General features: G+C 63.0%; 19 protein-coding genes. 3 read left to right on the forward strand and 16 right to left on the reverse strand.

Features of this window, described 5'->3' with window-relative positions; translation table 11 throughout:
• Positions 1-11 precede the first annotated feature (11 nt).
• From Q7514_RS22750 to Q7514_RS22760, 3 genes are all read right to left on the reverse strand, one after another.
• Positions 12-812, reverse strand: coding sequence for an SDR family NAD(P)-dependent oxidoreductase (locus Q7514_RS22750; protein WP_330135529.1), 801 nt, complete (start codon positions 810-812; stop codon positions 12-14).
• A gap of 38 nt (positions 813-850) precedes the next feature.
• A complete protein-coding gene (locus Q7514_RS22755) occupies positions 851-1,630 on the reverse strand; it encodes a VOC family protein (protein ID WP_330135530.1) in 780 nt (259 codons plus the stop codon).
• 83 nt (positions 1,631-1,713) lie between these two features.
• Positions 1,714-3,138 (reverse strand): purine-cytosine permease family protein, encoded by a 1,425-nt coding sequence (locus tag Q7514_RS22760; RefSeq protein WP_330135531.1) that lies wholly within the window; start codon positions 3,136-3,138, stop codon positions 1,714-1,716.
• Between the two features lie 217 nt (positions 3,139-3,355).
• On the opposite strand from Q7514_RS22760, the gene Q7514_RS22765 reads away from it, so the two are divergent.
• A complete protein-coding gene (locus Q7514_RS22765; protein WP_330135532.1) occupies positions 3,356-4,171 on the forward strand; it encodes a GntR family transcriptional regulator in 816 nt (271 codons plus the stop codon).
• Between the two features lie 13 nt (positions 4,172-4,184).
• On the opposite strand, the gene Q7514_RS22770 is transcribed toward Q7514_RS22765, so the two are convergent.
• From Q7514_RS22770 to Q7514_RS22830, 13 genes are all read right to left on the reverse strand, one after another.
• Positions 4,185-6,119 (reverse strand): oxidoreductase, encoded by a 1,935-nt coding sequence (locus Q7514_RS22770; protein ID WP_330135533.1) that lies wholly within the window; start codon positions 6,117-6,119, stop codon positions 4,185-4,187.
• A gap of 80 nt (positions 6,120-6,199) precedes the next feature.
• Positions 6,200-6,949, reverse strand: a complete 750-nt coding sequence (locus tag Q7514_RS22775) for a maleate cis-trans isomerase family protein (protein ID WP_330135534.1) — start codon at positions 6,947-6,949, stop codon at positions 6,200-6,202.
• A gap of 48 nt (positions 6,950-6,997) precedes the next feature.
• A complete protein-coding gene (locus Q7514_RS22780; protein ID WP_330135535.1) occupies positions 6,998-7,867 on the reverse strand; it encodes a GntR family transcriptional regulator in 870 nt (289 codons plus the stop codon).
• Positions 7,868-7,869: 2 nt separating this feature from the next.
• Entirely contained in the window at positions 7,870-8,127 is a 258-nt protein-coding gene (locus tag Q7514_RS22785) for a hypothetical protein (RefSeq protein ID WP_330135536.1), read from the reverse strand.
• On the reverse strand, positions 8,124-9,014 hold the full coding sequence (locus tag Q7514_RS22790) for a carbon-nitrogen hydrolase family protein (protein ID WP_330135537.1): 891 nt from the start codon (positions 9,012-9,014) through the stop codon (positions 8,124-8,126). Before Q7514_RS22790 ends, Q7514_RS22785 begins: the two co-directional genes overlap by 4 nt.
• Positions 9,011-10,147: a DODA-type extradiol aromatic ring-opening family dioxygenase gene (locus Q7514_RS22795; protein ID WP_330135538.1), complete on the reverse strand. Its 1,137-nt coding sequence runs from the start codon at positions 10,145-10,147 to the stop codon at positions 9,011-9,013. The genes Q7514_RS22790 and Q7514_RS22795 overlap by 4 nt, the downstream gene beginning before the upstream one ends.
• Positions 10,148-10,193: 46 nt before the next feature.
• The gene (locus Q7514_RS22800) at positions 10,194-11,207 is read right to left on the reverse strand and encodes a hypothetical protein (RefSeq protein ID WP_330135539.1); all 1,014 of its coding nucleotides are present in this window, start codon (positions 11,205-11,207) and stop codon (positions 10,194-10,196) included.
• 35 nt (positions 11,208-11,242) lie between these two features.
• Positions 11,243-12,016, reverse strand: coding sequence for an SDR family oxidoreductase (locus Q7514_RS22805; RefSeq protein WP_330135540.1), 774 nt, complete (start codon positions 12,014-12,016; stop codon positions 11,243-11,245).
• Between the two features lie 39 nt (positions 12,017-12,055).
• A complete protein-coding gene (locus Q7514_RS22810; RefSeq protein ID WP_330135541.1) occupies positions 12,056-12,277 on the reverse strand; it encodes a ferredoxin in 222 nt (73 codons plus the stop codon).
• On the reverse strand, positions 12,274-13,539 hold the full coding sequence (locus Q7514_RS22815; RefSeq protein ID WP_330135542.1) for an NADH-ubiquinone oxidoreductase-F iron-sulfur binding region domain-containing protein: 1,266 nt from the start codon (positions 13,537-13,539) through the stop codon (positions 12,274-12,276). The genes Q7514_RS22810 and Q7514_RS22815 overlap by 4 nt, the downstream gene beginning before the upstream one ends.
• Positions 13,536-14,174 carry an isochorismatase family protein gene (locus Q7514_RS22820; protein ID WP_330135543.1) on the reverse strand — a complete coding sequence of 213 codons (639 nt, stop codon included), beginning with the start codon at positions 14,172-14,174 and terminating at the stop codon, positions 13,536-13,538. Before Q7514_RS22820 ends, Q7514_RS22815 begins: the two co-directional genes overlap by 4 nt.
• Positions 14,171-15,580: an aromatic ring-hydroxylating oxygenase subunit alpha gene (locus Q7514_RS22825; RefSeq protein WP_330135544.1), complete on the reverse strand. Its 1,410-nt coding sequence runs from the start codon at positions 15,578-15,580 to the stop codon at positions 14,171-14,173. The genes Q7514_RS22820 and Q7514_RS22825 overlap by 4 nt, the downstream gene beginning before the upstream one ends.
• Before the next feature lie 36 nt (positions 15,581-15,616).
• Entirely contained in the window at positions 15,617-16,171 is a 555-nt protein-coding gene (locus tag Q7514_RS22830) for an aromatic-ring-hydroxylating dioxygenase subunit beta (RefSeq protein ID WP_330135545.1), read from the reverse strand.
• A gap of 475 nt (positions 16,172-16,646) precedes the next feature.
• On the opposite strand from Q7514_RS22830, the gene Q7514_RS22835 reads away from it, so the two are divergent.
• Together Q7514_RS22835 and Q7514_RS22840 are read left to right on the forward strand one after the other, a co-directional pair.
• Complete coding sequence (locus Q7514_RS22835) at positions 16,647-17,660, forward strand: MBL fold metallo-hydrolase (protein ID WP_330135623.1); 1,014 nt, start codon at positions 16,647-16,649, stop codon at positions 17,658-17,660.
• 60 nt (positions 17,661-17,720) lie between these two features.
• Positions 17,721-18,461, forward strand: coding sequence for an IclR family transcriptional regulator (locus tag Q7514_RS22840; RefSeq protein WP_330135546.1), 741 nt, complete (start codon positions 17,721-17,723; stop codon positions 18,459-18,461).
• Positions 18,462-18,503 lie beyond the last annotated feature (42 nt).

Consider the following 18,503-nt stretch of genomic DNA (forward strand, 5'->3'; position numbering starts at 1 on the left):
AGCGAACCTGGTCATCCAATGTCCACCCTGCCACCTGGTTTGCCGATGCCTCGAATGGACAGACCGCTGTCGACGGTCACCATGGATCCGGTCATGGCGGCCGAGTCCGCACGGGACGCGAGCATGGTGAATACACCGTCGTAGGCGGATACCGGCGCGATCTGCTGTGTCGGCAGTGCACGTTCGGTGCCGTCGAGGACCGAGTCCGCGGACGTCTGGCCCAGCGCATCGATTCCCCGAAGCCGTGTCGGTGCCACTCCGGGCGCGACCCCGTTCACCCGCACGTCAGGAGCGAGTTCGAAGGCAAGCTGACGAACCAAACCGTGCACGGCGTGCTTGGACGCGGTATACAGCGCACCACCTCCGCCCGCCTGAGTGCTCGCGAACGAGCCGGTGAGGATAATACTTCCGTGTGATTCGATGAGCGCGTCGATGCACGCGCGTACACCGAGCATCGGCGCGAGGACGTTGACTCCGAACAACTGGTCGAACGCTTCCGGTAGCCGGTCACCCGGGATGTCCTCGAGCGGACGCGCACCGTCGGTGATGCCTGCGTTGCCGACGAAGACGTCGATCGTGCCCCATGTGTCGAGTGCGGCCTGCGCCGCCACGACATTCCCTCCCCAGGTCGCGATGTCCGCGACGATGGGGAGCACCGCGTGGCCGAGTTCATCGGCGAGTTCCGTTACGTGCTCGGAAATGTCGACTGCCACCACCTTCGCGCCCTCACCGACGAAGCGGGTGACCACCGACCTGCCGATGCCCGCACCCGCGCCGGTGAAGACGACGACCTGCCCGTCCAGCGTTCCCATACGAATCCTCCTCGCTTTCCACCTGTCGATTCGATCGATCAATACGGCAGCCGAGCCCGCGCCTGCTCGCGAACAACGCGCTCCGCCTCAGGAAGAGTGAACAAGGTCAACTGCTCTGTTTCCGACGTACCCATCCTCAGACACTGCTGGTCCCATGGCGTGGTCGTCAGTGTCCCGTTGCGGGTAGCCCCGGATGCCTCGAGACGCCTGGCCAGCGCCTCCACTCGGTCCGCGTCGCGGACCTCGACACGCAGCGCGTGGTCGGCACCGAAGCGCTCACCGGTCTCCGAATCGTCGACGAAGTCCCACTGTGCCTCGTCGAAGAGTTCGATTGCCGCTGGCAGAACTCCGAACAACACTCCGCGCTGGCCCTCCGGGTGAGTCCACTCGTCGACGATCGGCATGCCCAATCCGTCCCGATAGACCCGCACAGCTTCGTCGATATCCGAGACCGCGAGACAGATGCGTAGTTCGTCGAACGGCCGGGGCGATTCGGCGGGATGCATCTCGGGTCGGCTGATCAACACGTACACATGCCCGTCGGGTGCTCGGAAATGCGACCACGCCGTGCCCCATGAATACTCGACGCCCTCGTGGACATCGCCGATGAACTCGACACCCTTCGCTTCGAGTTCTGCTCGGGCCTCGAACACGTTGTCGACGATGATGCCCGGAACCGGATGCTCGAAGAAAGAGTGGTCGCTATCGGTCGGTTTGAATACTTCGAATGCGCTACCGTCGGGGAATCCGAAGACGACTGCATTCTCCTGGTCGAGAGTGATTGTCAGACCGAGCTTCCCGGAAGCAAATTCACGCATCTCGGCGAAGCTGTCCGTCCGAGACCCGACCCAACCCATTCCATAGACCTTCACAGCGAAAACCCTCCATTCCGTTCGGTAGATCAGTCCGTCGACGCGACGAATTCGGCATCCGATGCCGGCGCTGCCGTCTTGGATTCCACCCGGGTCGATCGCATCAGGAAGTAGGTGGGCACGTACATGACGACGGACAGTGTGAGCACAACCAGCTGCGCTGACTGGTGAAGGATCGCGGGCACGTCCGGTGCCTCGATAAGGTAGATGCCCAACGCCGACGGTGCCAGCCAGGCCGCCAGGCCCCACGCGAATTTCGGTGCTGCCGCCCCTTCGTCCTCGTGCGGACTGTAGCGACTCGCTCTCCTGAGCGCGAGGTGTGTGAAGACCACACCCACCCACCCCACGATGAGGACTCCCTGCCAAGTAAGGGCTGTCTGCAGGTAGCTGAACACATCGGTGAGCATCAGCAGGAACACCACGATCGCCACGGCCACCACCCAGAAGACACGCGGGAAGCGCAACGGGGTGAACGTGCTGAGGATCCGCTCGAAATTGATGGTGGCCTGGTAGTAGTTCAACGTATTGACCCGCGTCTGGGAAATGACGATGAACAGCAGCCCGAAGAATCCTAGGCTGACCAGGATGGCCTGAACTACACCGACTTCCGATGCCGGCTCGTTGGGCAACACCGTCTGCACCAGGTAGATTCCAGCGATACCATTTACGACGAACAGCAGCAGATAGAACACCCATCCGAACGTGACGTTCTCGTGGAACTTCTCGTCTCGCCGGTCAGCAAAGCGTGCGAACTCGATCGTGCTCAGCATCACTATGAAGATGCCCATGTAGAGGATGAATCCCAGCAGCCATCCAGGGAGAGTTCGCGCCTCCGCGGGCACCACGCCTGCGAAGTCCAACCAGTCAGAACCCGAACCGAATTCGACGAATGCGGCAACGAGGGTGGCAACAAGTCCGATTCCGTAGATCGGCAGCAGAAGACCATTCAGCTTCGCCATCCATGACTGCACGCTTCCGAGCATCAGCGGCAGCATGGCCACGACCACAACGGCATACCAGATCCGGATATCTCCGGCACCCACATAGGTCTGGAAGGCCACCGCCAACGTGCTGCTTTCGAACACGGTGTAGTACAGCATCGTTGCAGCAACAAGTAGGGACGTGAGGATAGCCCCCCACCGACCGAACATGGTTCGGGTCAGCAAGTACGTGTTCATCCCCGAACGGATCCCGAAGCGTGTTGTGACGATATTGACAACACCATAGACGACAGCTGCGAGCACGATCGCTGCTATGGCATTGCGAGTGCCGTACAGCGAAGCCGCCAAGGCACCGTAGAAGAGCCAGACCATCGCGCTGAGCAGAGACCAGTACGACATCGCGACCTGCCATCGACCGAGTCGCACAGAGAGCGGAACCGCGGTGGTACTGAAGTTCTCGTCGGGGTCGATCCCACCGTTGCGATCGGATGAGACCGAAGGAAGTGCAGGCATGGACGCCTCCAAAGTGTATACAAAAGTGGATTCAGAATGAGTGTAACCGGGATCACGTAGAGATCAATAGGCCGGCGGGGAAAGTTATTTCGACGCCGGGGTTTTCGGCACCGAGCACGGCCCGGCGCCCCATCTCCGCCGTCGGACGCAGTATCGTAGAACCGAAGTGTATGCACTCGAGCTCGACTCGACAGGACGAACGAGGGGGTGGATGTCCATGACGGGGCCCAAGACCCGATCCGGCACCACAGTGGACGATCTTTACCTGGTCCTGCAACAGCGGATCATCGACGGCACCTACCAGCCCGGACTACGCATGTCACAGGAGCAACTCGCCGCCGAGCACCAGGTCAGCCGCACCCCATTGCGCGAAGCCCTGCAGCGCCTCGAGGTCGACGGGCTGGTCGTGAGCCATGCGAACCGTGGGATGCATGTAGCCCCCATCGTCAATTCCGAGACCGAACAGAACTATGCGTTGCGCGTACTGGTCGAACCACCGACCATCGCCGCTGTCTCCGCCAAGCTCAGCAGCGGCGACATCACCGACATGGAGAACATCCTCGAAGAGATGCAGCGGCACAGGGCCCACAGCCGACGATTCCAGGACGCACACCAACGCTTCCACGAGGTTGCGCTGCGTCGCTATCCGGAGAACTTCCGGCAACTGACCAATCAGCTGCACATGCGCATCTATCGCCATCAGAGCGTCTACCTCTCGCACCAACGCACCCCCGACGACTTCATCGATGTGGATGGTGATCTCCTGAATGCCATCAAGATCGGGGATTCCGGGCAGGTCCGTCGTATCATGGAGTTCCATCTCATCGATGCGGCCTTGGGCCTCGTCCTCGATGCCGATCCCGACCACTGCTTCGACTCGCTACTGGTCGCTCTCCACGGACGCCAGATAGAAATCCAGCATCACCCGGACGGCCGCATCGACCGTCCTGCCGAAATCCGCTGGACCTCGGGAGAGCAAGTCGACGTACCCAACCGAGTGACGCAGAACCTCATCTTGCGACCACCTTTCTGACTCATGCGATCACTCATACCGTCCGGGCCGTGAAGAACGCCGAATGTATTGCGTCGAAGACACGTCCGGGCTTCACAGCCGAACCCACGACATGAACGTCGACACCTGCCGCCCGGAGATCGTCGGTAAGGCCCGAGTCCGGGTGCGCACGACCGAGTGCCAGCACAACAGCGTCGGCAGGGAGCACGTCGCGTTCGCTGCCTCGCACAATGTGGACGCCGGCACGATCCACGCCGACCACCCGAACATCGGTGCGAACGTCCACACCGGCACCCTCCAGGAACACCGGCAGTCGTTCCACGTCGGTGAACACCTCGTCACCGGTCAGCAACTGCAGCTCGGACTCGAGCAGAATCACCTCGAGTCCCGCCATCTCGGACAATCTGAGCGCTGCCTCGCACCCCTGCAGTCCCCCGCCGATCACCACGGCGGTCCCGGTGTACGGCCGATCCGCACGGACGTCCGCCGAATGCACCACGACGGCCATGGGGTCGATCGGAAAGTCCGGTCGGCGTATCGGTGCGCCGGTCGCGATGACCACGGTGTCGAAACCCCGCTTCACGAGCGCGTTCGCATCAGCCCGCTCGCCGATCACCTCGATATCGCGTCGAGCGATCTCATTGCTCAAGTGTCGTACCAGCCCGGCGAGATCCTGCTTCACGGTGGAGCCCGAAGCGTGCACGAGGAGGCCGCCTAGCTCTGCGGGCTCGAACAGCGTCACGGCATGACCGCGATCATGCAGCACCGCCGCGCTTTTCAGCCCGGCAGGACCCCCACCGACAACCGCCACACGCTTGGGCCTTGCAGTCGGCGGGACAGGAAATCGGCCTTCCTCCGCCACCTGCGGATTGACGCTGCACCCGACACTACGCCCGCGGTTGAGTCCACGGTGCAGGCATCCGTCGTTGCAGCGAATACACGGAACGATCTCCAGGACCCGGCCTTCCCGAGCCTTTCGAGCCCAGTCCGGATCGGCGAGCATGGCTCGGCCGAGTGAGACGAAGTCTGCGGAACCGGATGCGACGATGTCGTCGGCGATCTCGGGCGTCACCAGCGACCCGGACGCGATCACCGGGATGGACACGGCCTTCTTGACCTCCTCCCACCCCCACCGGTGCGGCGCACGCACCTGATACCAGGGGCTGACTTCCCATTCCATCCCCGCGTGATGACCGCCGGAGCAATGCAGCACATCGACGCCGTGTGCCTCGAGTTGCCTGCACAGTTCGACGGTCTCGTCGATGGGGATACCGTCCGCTTCGTAGTCGGTCACCGAGAGCCGAATACTCAGCGGGAAGTCCGCCGGCACCGAGGCTCGGATCTCGTCCACGATGCGGAGCAGCAGCCGCGCACGGTTCTCGAAGCTTCCCCCGTATTCGTCCTCGCGCCAGTTGGTGTGGGGTGAAAGGAAATTCGTGATGAGATAGCCGTGCCCTGCATGCACCTCGACGAGATCGAAACGCGCCGACCACGCACGCGCCGCCGCTTCCCCGAACGACCGCACCACACCGTCGATCTCGTCGATCGTCATCGGTGTGGGAACGACTCCGTACTGTCCCTCCACGTCCGCCCAGGAAGACTCGGTCGCCGACTTGATCGGCGCGGTGCCCAGGAACTTCTGTCGGCCGCCATGCGCGATCTGCAGTCCGACCTTCGCCCCGGTGGAACGCACCTCGTCTGCGGCCCACCCCAGTCCCGCAACGTGCTCGCGGCTGGAGTTACCGAGTTGGTTGTGGATCGCTTTGCTGGCATCGTCGTCGACGTAACTGTATTCCATCATTACCAGACCGATACCGCCTTCGCCGAGGCGTCGATAGTGCTCGACCGTCCGGCGGCTGACAGTGCCGTCGGGATTGGACGTGGCGGTGCTCTGTGGTGATTTCACAACACGGTTGGGAATCTCGAGAGGACCGATCCGGCCAGGTGTGAATAATGCGGGGAAATTCACTTCGCCTCCATGGGCTCGAAAATAGGGGGCTCGAAGATGGCCGGATCAACGGCCTGAGGGCTGAGATATCGAAACGGCAGTCAGGGCGCGAGCAGCGCACCAGCGCGCGGAACCACCGGATCGAGTCCGAGGCGGTTGAGGATGCGCCAAGTCGTCGCGGCTGCGGCGGTTACCACTGGAATATCGAACTCCTGCTGAACCGCATCGAGCACCGGCAGCGACGGCATCTGGACACACGCACTGAGGACGAGCGCGTCTGCGCCGCTTGTCTTCACCCGGCGAGCATGCTCGAGTAGGTCCTGTGGGTCCAATCGTCCCACGGCGAGGTTGCCGGGGACCTCGAGCGACAGGGAATCGATGACGTTGAAGCCTTCGTTCTCGATGTAGCCGCAGACGGTGGCGGTCAATGGCCTCATATAAGGCGTGATCACCGCGATGTTCTTGGCATCGAGATGCGCAAGAGCCTCGGTCAGCGCCCCTGCCGATGACAGAACCGGTATGCCGGTGCCGCTTTCGCGTTGAGCCACCGCCGCCAGCCTCTGCTGGGATTCGGCGTGGTACCCCGGCCCTTGCGACATGATGGCCACCAGACATGCGTACGCCACGATGTCGACGCGAGCATCGGCGAGCTCGGCCGCGCAGCGCAGCGAGTCGGAGTCCATGGCTACGAGTTCCTCGGGGGTGACCTGTTGCATCCTCATACGGGAGGAGTGGAAGGTGAACCGTTCCGGTCGCACCTCTTCTCTGGCGCGGAGCATCGCTGGGATCTCCGTTTCCATCGTGGTGTTCGAGCTCGGCACGATCATGCCGATGCGGTAGGACGAAGTCATCTGTACGCCTCTTTCGGTATTGGTGTCTGCGAGGTTCTGGACGACGGGTCAGGACACCGTCGTCAAGCATTCTGCTGTCGTGATGAGATTCGCCGTTTTCATGGCCGGTACGCCGGTGTCGCACTGCCAATCGACCCGAGTAGGTCGGCCTGCACGCAATCGGTCGAAATCGTCGACCACAATTCCCAATCCTTTCAAGGTGACCGTCAGCGAATCGAACTCGTGACAGGTATCGAGAGCCATGATCATTCCGAGCGCTGTGTCGAGGAGGTGGAATTCGAGCAGTGACCGTGCTCGGTGGCCGTCACGGTTCCTGATCGCCGCGAGGAAGAGTGTGTCGGTGGAGGTGATGTCTCCGACCGCAGCAGGCCGTTCGAAGTACATCCGCTGATGCCTGTCGATCAGAGTGAGATTCGATTCGATGAGCTCACGCATTCCTACCGGGCACCTGTCGAGAATGACGCGGTGATACCGCCAGTGCGCCAACTGGAACTGGCGAGGAGAGATCCGGGAGTCGTCCATTTCCGCCAGCGCTGCCGCCATGGCATCAGTTTCTGCATCGGTGACGTCATGCAGTATCGCGGAGACCAGCGCCGGCTCGACCAGGAGTCGCATCGCATACGAGTCCTCGACGTCACGGAGTCTGATCGGCGCAACCACGACCCCGCGGTTGGCCTTGTTGACCACCAGATTCTCCGCTTCGAGCCGCCGTAGCGCTTCGCGCAACGGTGTCCGCGACACCGAGAGTTCTTCAGCGAGATGCACCTGTGACAGACTCACCCCCGGTCGGTACATACCGGATAGAATCCGTTCGCGTAGTGCGTAATACGTCCGATCCACTGCGTCACCACGTCGTGCTGTCGCGGACGTGCCATCCCCACGGTTCCAGGCCACACCTGTCGACTTCTCACCTGACATGGTCAGTCATCCACAGAACCGAGCCGGGTCGCTATGAGGTGGGTGAAGAACTCCGGTTGCTGATCGGCGAGGACCTCGAGCGCCATGGGGTCCAGGAGAATGCGGGACTCCGTTCGAGGTGCGTAGAGTTCGAGCCGTTCCCCGTTGCGGGTCGATACCTTCCGGAAGTGCACACCCGCGAACTCGTTTCCGATGCCGTTCCACAGCTCAGCATCGACAGCCCCTCGAGGCAGGTCGTCTCGATCGCGCTGTTCCGTCATCGCGCAAGCTCCTTCTGTTCGGTCGAAATGCGAGCGATGTGCGGTTCGGCGGCATAGACCCGTGGGTCTCGCCGGCCGGCGAGGACGGGCAGCTTTGCGCGGGCTCGGTCGACCTCCCCGAGGTCGAGTTCGACGACCTGTACCGCCTCAGCTGATTCCTCCAGGTCGGCGAGGACCTCGCCCCACGGCCCCACGGCCAGAGCATGCCCGTAGGTGACGAAGGCGTCCGTATGGTCGGGTGTCGGTGAATGCACCGTGGCCGGGGCAACAACGAATGCGTGATTCTCGATCGCACGTGCCCGCAGCAACGTATGCCAGTGAGCTTCACCGGTGGTCTGAGTGAAAGCTGCCGGTACGAGGAGTACCTCGGCACCCGCACCGGCAAGCGCGCGGAACATTTCAGGGAAGCGGACGTCGTAGCAGATCGTCAGCCCCACCTTGATTCCGTCGATTTCGACCACCACGAGCCTGTCGCCGGGTCGCTCGACCGACGACGCCTCGAAGGACTGCCCTCCGATGTTCGCGTCGAACAGGTGCAATTTGTCGTAGCGCACGACGACCTCACCCGAGGTGTCGATGACGAGCGCAGAGTTGAACACCTGGTCGGCCACCCTGTTCTTCATTCCACCGAGCACGACGACGACCCCGAGACGTCGCGCCAGCGTGCACAGCGCGACGACGGGAGCGGCGTCGATACTGAGTGCGGCTTCCCGCATCTGCAGACCTGTGCCCAGCATCAGTCCGTTCTCCGGCAGCACCACCACGGAAGCCCCGTCGGCAGCGGCTCGTTCGATCAATCGGAGCGCCACCTCGAGGTTCCCGTCGATGTCGGTGGTCGCATGCCATTGGGTCAGGCCCACCTTCAGTGACCGAGACGCCGTCGTCATGACTGCCCCGCCCTTGTTGCCAATGCTCCGGACCGTTCCCTGGCCTCGTCGAGATCCATGTGGACGACGGTCCAACCGCCGCCGGACGCTTCCATCGGCTCATAGGCATAGACGTTTCCGCGGACGGCCGGTCCTGCCACCCCGAGCATGATCATCCAGTTCAGAATCTCGTACTGACCATGCTCGAGCAGCGGGAAAGGCTCGAGCGAGCACATGTCGAGTCCGCGACCACTCTGGAGTAATTGGAGAATGTAGGTGTCGAACGCGGTGTCGACACCCCCGAAGTGCCCGGGGTCGAGCCAGTGCGACAGTCCACCCGTAGCAAGAAACGCGACCTTCAGGCCGGAGTTGTCGATCGCGCTGCGCATCGCTTCACCGAACCGTCGGGCGTTGAACGGTGAGAAACTCCTGGCCGGCTGGGTGATGACCGGGATGACTGGTAGATCGGGCCGAGGAAGGAGCAGGCGTAGGGGTACGACCAGACCGTGGTCGAGATCAACGCGCGGCGCCTCCTCTACCTCGAGTCCTCCCGCACGGATCGCGTCCGCGAGCGACCGCGCGAGATCAGGATGCCCGGCCAGGTCGAGGTCCAGATCGGGTCGTTTGAAGAACTCCATCGACCCCGTATGACGTTCGCCGACGCCGAGAACGAAATGCCCGGTGTCGAAACTCTGGAAGTGACAGTCCGCGGACACGAGGATGACATCGGGGTCTGCTGCGGCGATGTCGGCCGCCAGCTTCTCGTAGCCCGTGAGCAAGCGCGCCACCGCATCGTCGGGGTCGATCTCCGGTCGAGCGAGGAGGTCCGGCACGTGCGAGCACCCGCCGGCGAACACCAGGTTTCGGGGAACATCCGGTGTCGGAAGCGGCATCGACTCGTCCACCACGAATCCGCCGGAACTCGACGCGTCACCCAGGTCGTCGTTGAACCAGCGGCTGACGAGAATGGTCAGCCCGTCGCCCAGACCGATCGACCGCAGTCGATCGCGGTTTCCGGTCAAGATGGTCGCGGCCCAGTCCTCGTCGATACCCAGTAATTTCGGTGCTTGCGACGGTTCCTGCTTCACCGCCGCAAGCAGGTCGGCATCGCGCGCCATCGCGAGGATTGCAGCTTCGATCGTGCCCTTGTCCATGTCGGTCACATCCTTCTTCGTCGATCCGGTTCGGGGACGCTCGCATTCAGTCGGCGACAATGATGCCGTCGCGCACCACCGCGACACCGTCGATCTCGACAGTGCAGCCTCGCATCGGGATGTCGAGGTGCGCCGGGGTCTCGCGGTCGGCGAAGCGATTGGACCCCGTCGACCACATGAAATTTCCGGCCGTGGACCGCAGCTCCTGCCCGTACAGAGTGCGGGGATCGTAGACGTCGAAGGCCGACCATCGAGCACGCTCGAGCAGGCCCCAGCCCATATGGCTCAGTGCCCAGACTTCACTGTCGTTCCACGCCTCGAAGTAGTCGTTGAGAAGATGTGCGTCGGCACCGTTTCCGGACACGCTCTTGATGAATCCCTTCTCCACCTCGAGCGTCACCGTGTCGCGCACGTAGCGCTGCCACGGGATGAGGCCGTCTCCCGGTTGGAGAACGATCCGGCCTTCCGCGGTCCGGTCATGCGGGAAGCAGGCGACGAATCCGGAAGGCCAGTGATCCCAACGACCGGGTTCATCGACGTATCCCCACTGGTGGGTGATCGGCAGATCCTCGCCCGAGATATCGGCGGTGAGATCCATGCCTGCAGGGTTGGTGACGCGAAGGGTTCTTCCTGATCGCAGGCGGTTGCCGCCGGCCTCGACCGCGGACCGCAGTTCTGCATTGCCCGATAGACGCTCGAGGACATCGTTCGGCTCTGCGACGAACAGCATACGCTTGCCGTTTCCTGTGATTCGCGTGCGAACGTCGGAGTGGATCAATCCGCCGACAGTGACGTCGACGACGAAGTCGCATTCACCTGCGGCAGCCAGAAGGGGTGCGACTTCTCGTCCGTCGGCTGCATAGGGCGGCAGATTCGGACTGGACAGGCTCGAGGCGTGGAGTACGAGTACTCCGGCTCCGATCTGTCGGGCCGCAGCCACTGCAGCGGCAACATACTCGTCCTTCTGCCCGAGTTCTGCGATGATACCGACGGTTTCGTCCGCAGTCACCTTACACAGAGTGAACTGCTCGACGAAGTTCTCGGTCAGGGTTTTCGGCATGTCTGCTCCTCGTATCGTTGTAGCCGGCTCGGTTGTCAGTGCGCAGCGCGCACTGCGCCGCCGTCCACGGACAGCGACGTGCCGGTGATGAATGCGGCCCGGGGGGAAGCCAGGAACGCGACCGTGTCCGCGATCTCGATCGCCTCCGCCCACCGGCCGAGGGGAATGTCCTGCACCACCATTGCGATCTCGTCGTCGACCGCGGTGGCGTTGTTGCGAGCCTTCATCTCGACGATGCCGTGCATGCGGGCTGTTCCGGTCGCGCCGGGCATCACCTGGTTGACGCGCACACCGTCGGAAGCCACTTCGTTCGCAAGTGTCTTCACGAATGCCGACGCGGCCGAGCGGTATGCAGACGACAACACGCCGCCCGCGGCGGGCTGACGCACCCAGGTCGATGACATCAGGACGATCGAGCCGTGCCGTTGCTTCTGCATCTGTTTCGCTGCGGCAGTGCCGAGCTGGACGACCGGGCGCAGCAGCAGATCATGTGCGGCCTGCCAGTCCGACCACGACGTGCCGAGTGCGGGGACGATGCGGGGTCCCGGTGTATTCAGCACGGCGACTTCGAGGCTTCCGTATGCATCGACAACTGTATCGACAAGAGCTGCAGTGGCATCCGCATCAGCAAGATCTACCTCGATCGGAACGATATGTCCTTCACCGAGGTCCTCGCGTTCACTTCCGACGCTGCGCGATGCCACGATGACCGTCATGCCTTCCATCGCGAGACGTTCGGCAGTCGCCCGCCCGATTCCGCGGGATGCCGCGGTGACCAGTGCGATTCCTTTGTCGAGACCGAGATACACGATGAACTCCTTCGTAGACTATTGGGCGGACGCGGTGCGTCAGGTGATCTCGCGGATAGCCTGTTCCGGGCACAGTGAGATCGCACGCCGCGCCTTCTGGCGATCCTCGTGCGACACTGTTCCGTCTCCGGCTGCGACGGCATAACCCCACTCGTCCGACCGGAACACAGACGGGCAGACATCGAAACAGATGCCGTAGCCGTCGCACTTCGTCGCGTCGACAGTTACTTTCATGACCTCGATCTCCTGATCGACTTTCACGGAAGCACTCCCTCGTTCGAATTATCCTTCCGCCGAGCGAGTTCGGCTCCCGCAGTGCGGGCAAGCGTAAAGGCCCCATCGATGAAGCCGCATGCTCCGCGTCCGGGTGTCGTCGCTCCCCAGCGCATCAGGTTCTGCCTGTGGGACGGATCGTCGTCGCCGCGAAGTACTTGCCGGAACGCACGCGCGATCGCGTTCGTGCCGCTCACACACGTTCCGCATTGCATCGCGGATTCGTGCTGGAACCAGGCACTGAGCTCGCCTGCCATCTCGATGATGTCGTCGTCGGGGCCGAGCACGGTGACGGCAGCGCATCCCAGACCGCTCCCGATCGCGCGTACCGCGTCGTAGCAGCACAGCGTCGCGCCATGATCCCCGGTGAGGATCCCCCCGAACCAGCCCCCGATGAGCACACCCGTCATCGGCGTCACCATCCCACCGGCAGACGCGAGGTCGAGAAGCGGCAATCCCAACGACATCTCGAACACGCCCGGCGAGGCGCATGCGCCGGTGAGAGTGAACAACGCTGTTCCTTTCGAGGAGGCACTCCCGACCGATGCGAATTCCTCGGCGCCGTGCACCCGGATCCACGCAGCATGCGCAAGGCTTTCGACGTTGCTGATCAACGTGGGCAGACCGTGCACTCCCTGCTGGAAAGGGCGCGGCGGTTTACTGGTCGGTTTCGCGGGAAACCCGCCGATCGACCGGCACACCGCGGACTCCTCACCCGCGACATAGGTGTGCTCGGCGCGATGCACGCTGACCCGGAGGTTCTCGGGGATGAGTCCTGCCGTGCGAACCTCGTCGATCGCGCGCTCCACTGCGGCCACGGCCTCCGGCCGAGACACGTAGACAATGGCTTCGTCTGCTCCGACCGTCGCAGCTGCCAGCAGAAGCCCATCGAGTACGAGGTGTGGTCTGCGCGTGAGCAACCAGGTGTCTTTCAGCGAGGCCGGCTCCCCTTCGTGCCCGTTGGCAACAACGACCTTCGGTCCGGGTGCCGCTGCGACCGTAGCCCACTTGAGGTGTGCGGGAAATCCGGCGCCACCACGTCCTCGCAGGCCCGAGCGTTCGAGTTCGATGAGAAAGTCGGGCCCGTCGATCGGTTCGCCGAAGTAGCCGAGTTCACGTTCGTTCTGCAGTCCCCAGTCGGTGCTGTCGATACCCGGCAGCACGAGCCGTGGCGGTGTGGAGCCCACCACCCGGGCGGGTGTGTCCAGCGAGGGAGCTCGGTACAGAGCCGTGTCGATCGATGTTGTCATGGCTTTCCCCTGACAAGGTCGAGTGCTTCGTTGAGTGAGACGACATCTCCGTATTTCGCCTCGATGTCGAAGAGCGACGCGTCATGAGGTGCTTCCTCACGGTCGCCCACGCATTCGCGGACCACGAATGCGGGGATGTCTGCGGCGCAGGCATCCACGATCGTGGCCCGAATACAGCCGGAGGTGGTGGCTCCGGCAACGACGATCGTGTCGATTCCGGATCCGTGCAGTTGCTTCGCAAGGTCGGTGTGCGCGAACGCCGAAGCGGTCTGTTTGACCACGAGGCCTTCGTCCGGACGCATGCCGAGACGATCATCGATCAGGGTGCTGCGGTGACCTTCTCGCAAGCCGGTCAGCGCCGGCATCTTGGCCAGCCAGGTGGCACCCCGGCCATCGGCGGCCGTTGGGAAGGCGATGGTCGTGAACCACACGGGTACACCGTGTTCGCGTGCTGCATCGACCAGCGTTCGGGTACCCGCGACCACCTCGTGGAGATCGAATCCTGGGGCGTACCGAGTTTCGGTGAAGCCGTATTGCAGGTCGACCACCAGCACGCCGATGTTGCGTCCGGGTGTCAGATTTCCGAGCAGGCCACCTGACGCATACCTGTCTCGGACCTCATTGTCGGCCTTCAAAACTCGAACTCCGGCCACTCGCCCGGTTCGGAACGCATCATGTCGGCGTAGAACTGATACAGGTTGCGTTGGACACCTTCCTCGTAGCGCGTCCAGTACACCTTGCCGGGCCCCGGCCAATCGGAGACCGGCGTTGCCATGCCGATTCCTGGCATTCCCATCTCGTAGTTCAGTTCGAATCCGAGAAGTTCACCGGCAACCGAACCACCGGTCCGGGTCACGGTGAGCCACGGCTCGGTATCGTCCATCTCGAACGAACCGCCCAGCGAGAACGTGCCGAGTGCGGCGTGGTACGTCCGCTCCTTCTGCTCGGGCGTCATGTTCTTGTATCCCACGAACCAGTTCCAGATCTCGATCTGTCCGGGGCCTTTGGGCTGCCAAGTCCGGATGGTGAGAATGCCGGTAGGTGCGTGGTTGGCACCGTCCTCGGTCATCGGGAGTGCGAGGATCGAGAAGTTGGGAAACACATTGCCGACGAATACGCGGGACCGGCGGGCCACCTCGAGCTGTTCGGGCGAGATGTTCACGCTGTCGAAGTGCTCTGCGATCGATTCGGGGAAGCCGAAGAAGTTGGGTCCGGGCTCGTCGGCGTATTCGGCCATCGAGAACGACAGCGAGTGCCCCGGTGATGCCTGGATGTGATAGCCCATCATGTTCTCGCTGAACGGAACGGGGAACGCGCCGATACTCCACACGGACTTGTGGAGGGTGCCGAGATGGTAGTCGTCGCCGGAGAAGTTGTCCGCACCGGATTTCCAGTTAGCGTCGACCACGAAACGCTGTGGAGCACCGAGAACTTCGACGCCGTCCTTGTCCAGACCGAATACCAGATCCAGGTACCAGGCCATGCCACCGAGATAGGTCCGCAGCGGCGGAGCAGTCGGGTCGAGGGTCGCAAAGATCAATCCGTGGAACGATTCGACCTGGGCGGCCTTGGCGAGACCACTGTTCTCCTTCTTCATTCCCGAGAGGGCATTCTTCCAGAGGGGTGCGCCGACCAGGGATCCGTCCGACGAGTATGTCCACCCGTGGTACGGGCAGCGGAAGTGAGAGGAGTTACCGGAGTCCGCTCGGCAGATCTGCACGCCACGGTGACGGCACGCGTCGAACAAGACATGGATCTGCCCGTGCTCGTCGCGGGTGACGACGAACGAATCTTCGCCGATCTTGCGGACCACATAGTCGCCGTTCGCTTCTATCTCCGACTCGTGTGCCATGAACACCCAGGCACGACCGAAGATTCGGCGGAGCTCGGCCTGATAGATGTCCGGGTTACCGAAGACTTCGGCAGGAATCCGACCACGTGACAGACCTTCGTCGATGCGGTCCATCGCTTGACGAACCTTCGGGGTGAGGGTCGACGCCACCTTCGTGTCAGGCTTACCGCTGTTGATCACAGGATTCATAGCTGCACTTCCTGATTGTGTAGAGGACGAGATTCGTCAGAAGAAGAGGGAGAAGTTGTGGGTCCCGATGACGGTGAGATCGAGGTAGACCACCCGGCGCAGCAGACGCCAGCGTCCGTCTTCCCGACGCAGGATGTCGTGCCGCTCCCCTGAGAGCAGCTGCGGGGTCGTCTGCTCCTGTCGAGTGCGGTAGATCAGCAGATTGCTTCTGACGTCGAGCAGACACGGGTCGGCATCGGCGGCATCGCGCGTCCTGATATTGGTCACGAAGTGACGCACACGCGACGGCGGATCCTCTGCCCAGGCGTACTTGGTTTCGCCCCGGGTCACGCGCGAATCAAGTGATCCGTAGGTCTCGTCGAGGTGGAAGGTCGTCGCGTGGAATCCGCGCCCACGTGCGCGTTCGACCGTCTCACGGACGGGCACGCGGTAGACGATGTCGCGACTGACGAGTGCGGTGAGCCATGTGCGCTCTTCGAGGCCGTCGAGCAGTTCTGCTTCGTGGTGCAGAAAATCGACCGCCTCGGCGTGCCTCGGGTCCGACACAGACAACGGCGGGTTCAGCATCTCGGGCGAGTTGAGAGCAGTCACCGGGATTCCTCCTAACTGCATACACTTTTGGATGCACTTAGGATGCATGGTGATCCGGATTACTGCAAGCCCCAATTTGCGATGTATCGCGGAGACCTCGCTCGGCGGCGCGACCTTCGTGGCCGCGGCGGCGGTTCGATTACCCGAGGCCGTGCACCGCCACATCGGTCGCCGCGCTCAGCGGATACCCGCCGCGCTCAGCGGATGGAAGCATCGATCCTGCGCCCCTATGGTGTGCATCACTCACAGCGGCATGCTGTGACCCAACCAACTCGAGGAGTGGCCTGTGTGTGATGTTCTGGGTCGTCTACATAGCGCCGGGGTCTCCAGACGCGCGCTGCTCGCCAGCTTCGCTGCTGGGGCCACGATCGTTGCAGCGTCAGCGTGCGCTCCAGGTTCGGACGCCTCGGAGCAAGCGGCCTCGGCAACGGGACGCAGATTCGGGCCAACGCCGTACGGCGGGCAACGAACCAGGCTGGTACTACTCGGAACGTCCGGCGGTCCGCCGTACTGGCCTGGCTCTGAACGCGAAGGAATCTCCTCGGCGGTTGTTGTCGGTGATCGCTATTATCTCGTCGATGCAGGCCACGGCGTGATGCGAAGGCTCCGCGGAGCGGAACTCGGCACTCGATTCGACACCGATCTCGACGGACCGCTCGACGCCCTCGCCGGAATCTTCCTGACGCACCTGCATTCCGATCATGTCGTCGATCTGAACAACATTCTGACCGAAGGGCTTTACAACGGCCTTCAGCACGTCGAGAGAGTCCCCGTGTGGGGTCCTGGCAACCGCGGCGCCCTGCCTCCCTTGTTCGGCGCCGGGCCCGCCCCTGAGCCGGTGGCACCGCAGAACCCGACACCTGGAACCCGCGAGATAACCGATCTCATGGTCCAGACTTATGCCACCGACTTCAACGACCGCCTGTTCGATAACCGCAAGCCTCATCCCAGCGATTTGTGGGAGGCATTTGACGTCCCGGTGCCGGCGCGGTATCTCACCGATCCGAACGGCAATCCGTGCCCGGTTATGGACCCGTTCACGTTCTACGAAGACGAGCACGTCAAGGTGTCCGCGACCCTCGTCTACCACGCACCGGTATTTCCCGCCCTGGCATACCGATTCGACACCGACGACGGATCGATAGTCTTCTCGGGAGACACCGGCCCGACCCCGAACCTCATCAAATTGGCCACTGGCGCAGACGTGCTCGTGCACGAAGTGATCGATCCCGCATGGCCTCGCTCGTTGTTTCCCGAGCCTCGCACCGACGCACAGGAAGGTCTCTACCAACACCTGATCCAGGCACACACACTCATCGAAGACGTCGGCCCGATCGCGCAGGAGGCGGGCGTCGGAACACTCGTCCTCTCGCACATGGTTCCGGGTAACCGACCGGACGAGACCTGGGAGGCGTGCGGCGACGGATTCGACGGCCAACTCGTTATCGGCCACGACCTCGACGTCCTAGGGATCGGCACAGCCGCCTGATCTCGGCGAGGTATCCGGCCGAACGCGGAGCAGCACGGCGGCGTGGATCATAATGTCGACATGGCCAACTCGCCCACCGGCGACTCCGTACTCGACCGCGTGCTCCGGATCCTCGAGGCATTCGACGCCTCCACACCCACGCTGACGGTCGGCGCGCTCGCACGGCGCGCCGACCTGCCGCAGGCAACGGCCTACCGCATCGTCGACGACATGACCCGACGCGGGTTCCTCGACCGTCAGCCGACGGGAGAAGTGCGGCCGGGACTCCGACTGTGGGAACTCGTCACCCGCTGCTATCCCGCCCGCGACCTACGCGACGCCGCGCTGCCGTTCATCCAGGATGTGCAGTCGGTGGTTCACCAGCACACACAACTCGCCGTCCTACAGGACGACGAAGTTCTTGTTCTCGAGCGTCTTTCGTCGCCCGCGTCGGTGATCAATCAAGCGTCGGTCGCCAATCGCCTGCCGGTGCACGACACGTCGCTCGGCATGTCGATGCTGGCGTTCTCGCCGTCGCACAGTCAGGCGCGGTACTCGCGTGAGCATCCCGACATCGACGACCGATTCGACGGTGGACTGCGAGGAGCACTCGCCGAGATCCGCACCCGCGGGTACGCGTTCCTCGACGGCGCCCTCGACGAGGGCACCACCGGCATCGCGGTTCCGGTGCTCGACCGGTCGAAGCAGGCAGTGGCGTCGATCGGCGTCGTCGTGCCCACGGGCACCCGTCGGCACACGATCGTTGCCGTGCTCAGCGCCGCAGCGCGAGGTATTGCCCGCGCGACCGGCAACGGACCCTGATCTTTCTTGTTCAATGAGAATCCCTGCGGGTGGCTCCGAACA

The sequence above is a fragment of the Rhodococcus artemisiae genome, from assembly GCF_036327795.1.
In the GTDB taxonomy this organism is placed as follows: Bacteria; Actinomycetota; Actinomycetes; order Mycobacteriales; family Mycobacteriaceae; genus Rhodococcus; species Rhodococcus artemisiae.

Excerpts from the sequence above, each read along its gene's own strand:
- Q7514_RS22750 (WP_330135529.1), bottom strand. The coding sequence starts at position 812 with ATGGGAACGCTGGACGGGCAGGTCGTCGTCTTCACCGGCGCGGGTGCG.
- Q7514_RS22755 (WP_330135530.1), bottom strand. The coding sequence starts at position 1,630 with ATGCGTGAATTTGCTTCCGGGAAGCTCGGTCTGACAATCACTCTCGAC.
- Q7514_RS22760 (WP_330135531.1), bottom strand. The coding sequence starts at position 3,138 with ATGCCTGCACTTCCTTCGGTCTCATCCGATCGCAACGGTGGGATCGAC.
- Q7514_RS22765 (WP_330135532.1), top strand. The coding sequence starts at position 3,356 with ATGACGGGGCCCAAGACCCGATCCGGCACCACAGTGGACGATCTTTAC.
- Q7514_RS22775 (WP_330135534.1), bottom strand. The coding sequence starts at position 6,949 with ATGACTTCGTCCTACCGCATCGGCATGATCGTGCCGAGCTCGAACACC.
- Q7514_RS22780 (WP_330135535.1), bottom strand. The coding sequence starts at position 7,867 with ATGTCAGGTGAGAAGTCGACAGGTGTGGCCTGGAACCGTGGGGATGGC.
- Q7514_RS22785 (WP_330135536.1), bottom strand. The coding sequence starts at position 8,127 with ATGACGGAACAGCGCGATCGAGACGACCTGCCTCGAGGGGCTGTCGAT.
- Q7514_RS22790 (WP_330135537.1), bottom strand. The coding sequence starts at position 9,014 with ATGACGACGGCGTCTCGGTCACTGAAGGTGGGCCTGACCCAATGGCAT.
- Q7514_RS22795 (WP_330135538.1), bottom strand. The coding sequence starts at position 10,147 with ATGGACAAGGGCACGATCGAAGCTGCAATCCTCGCGATGGCGCGCGAT.
- Q7514_RS22800 (WP_330135539.1), bottom strand. The coding sequence starts at position 11,207 with ATGCCGAAAACCCTGACCGAGAACTTCGTCGAGCAGTTCACTCTGTGT.
- Q7514_RS22815 (WP_330135542.1), bottom strand. The coding sequence starts at position 13,539 with ATGACAACATCGATCGACACGGCTCTGTACCGAGCTCCCTCGCTGGAC.
- Q7514_RS22825 (WP_330135544.1), bottom strand. The coding sequence starts at position 15,580 with ATGAATCCTGTGATCAACAGCGGTAAGCCTGACACGAAGGTGGCGTCG.
- Q7514_RS22840 (WP_330135546.1), top strand. The coding sequence starts at position 17,721 with ATGGCCAACTCGCCCACCGGCGACTCCGTACTCGACCGCGTGCTCCGG.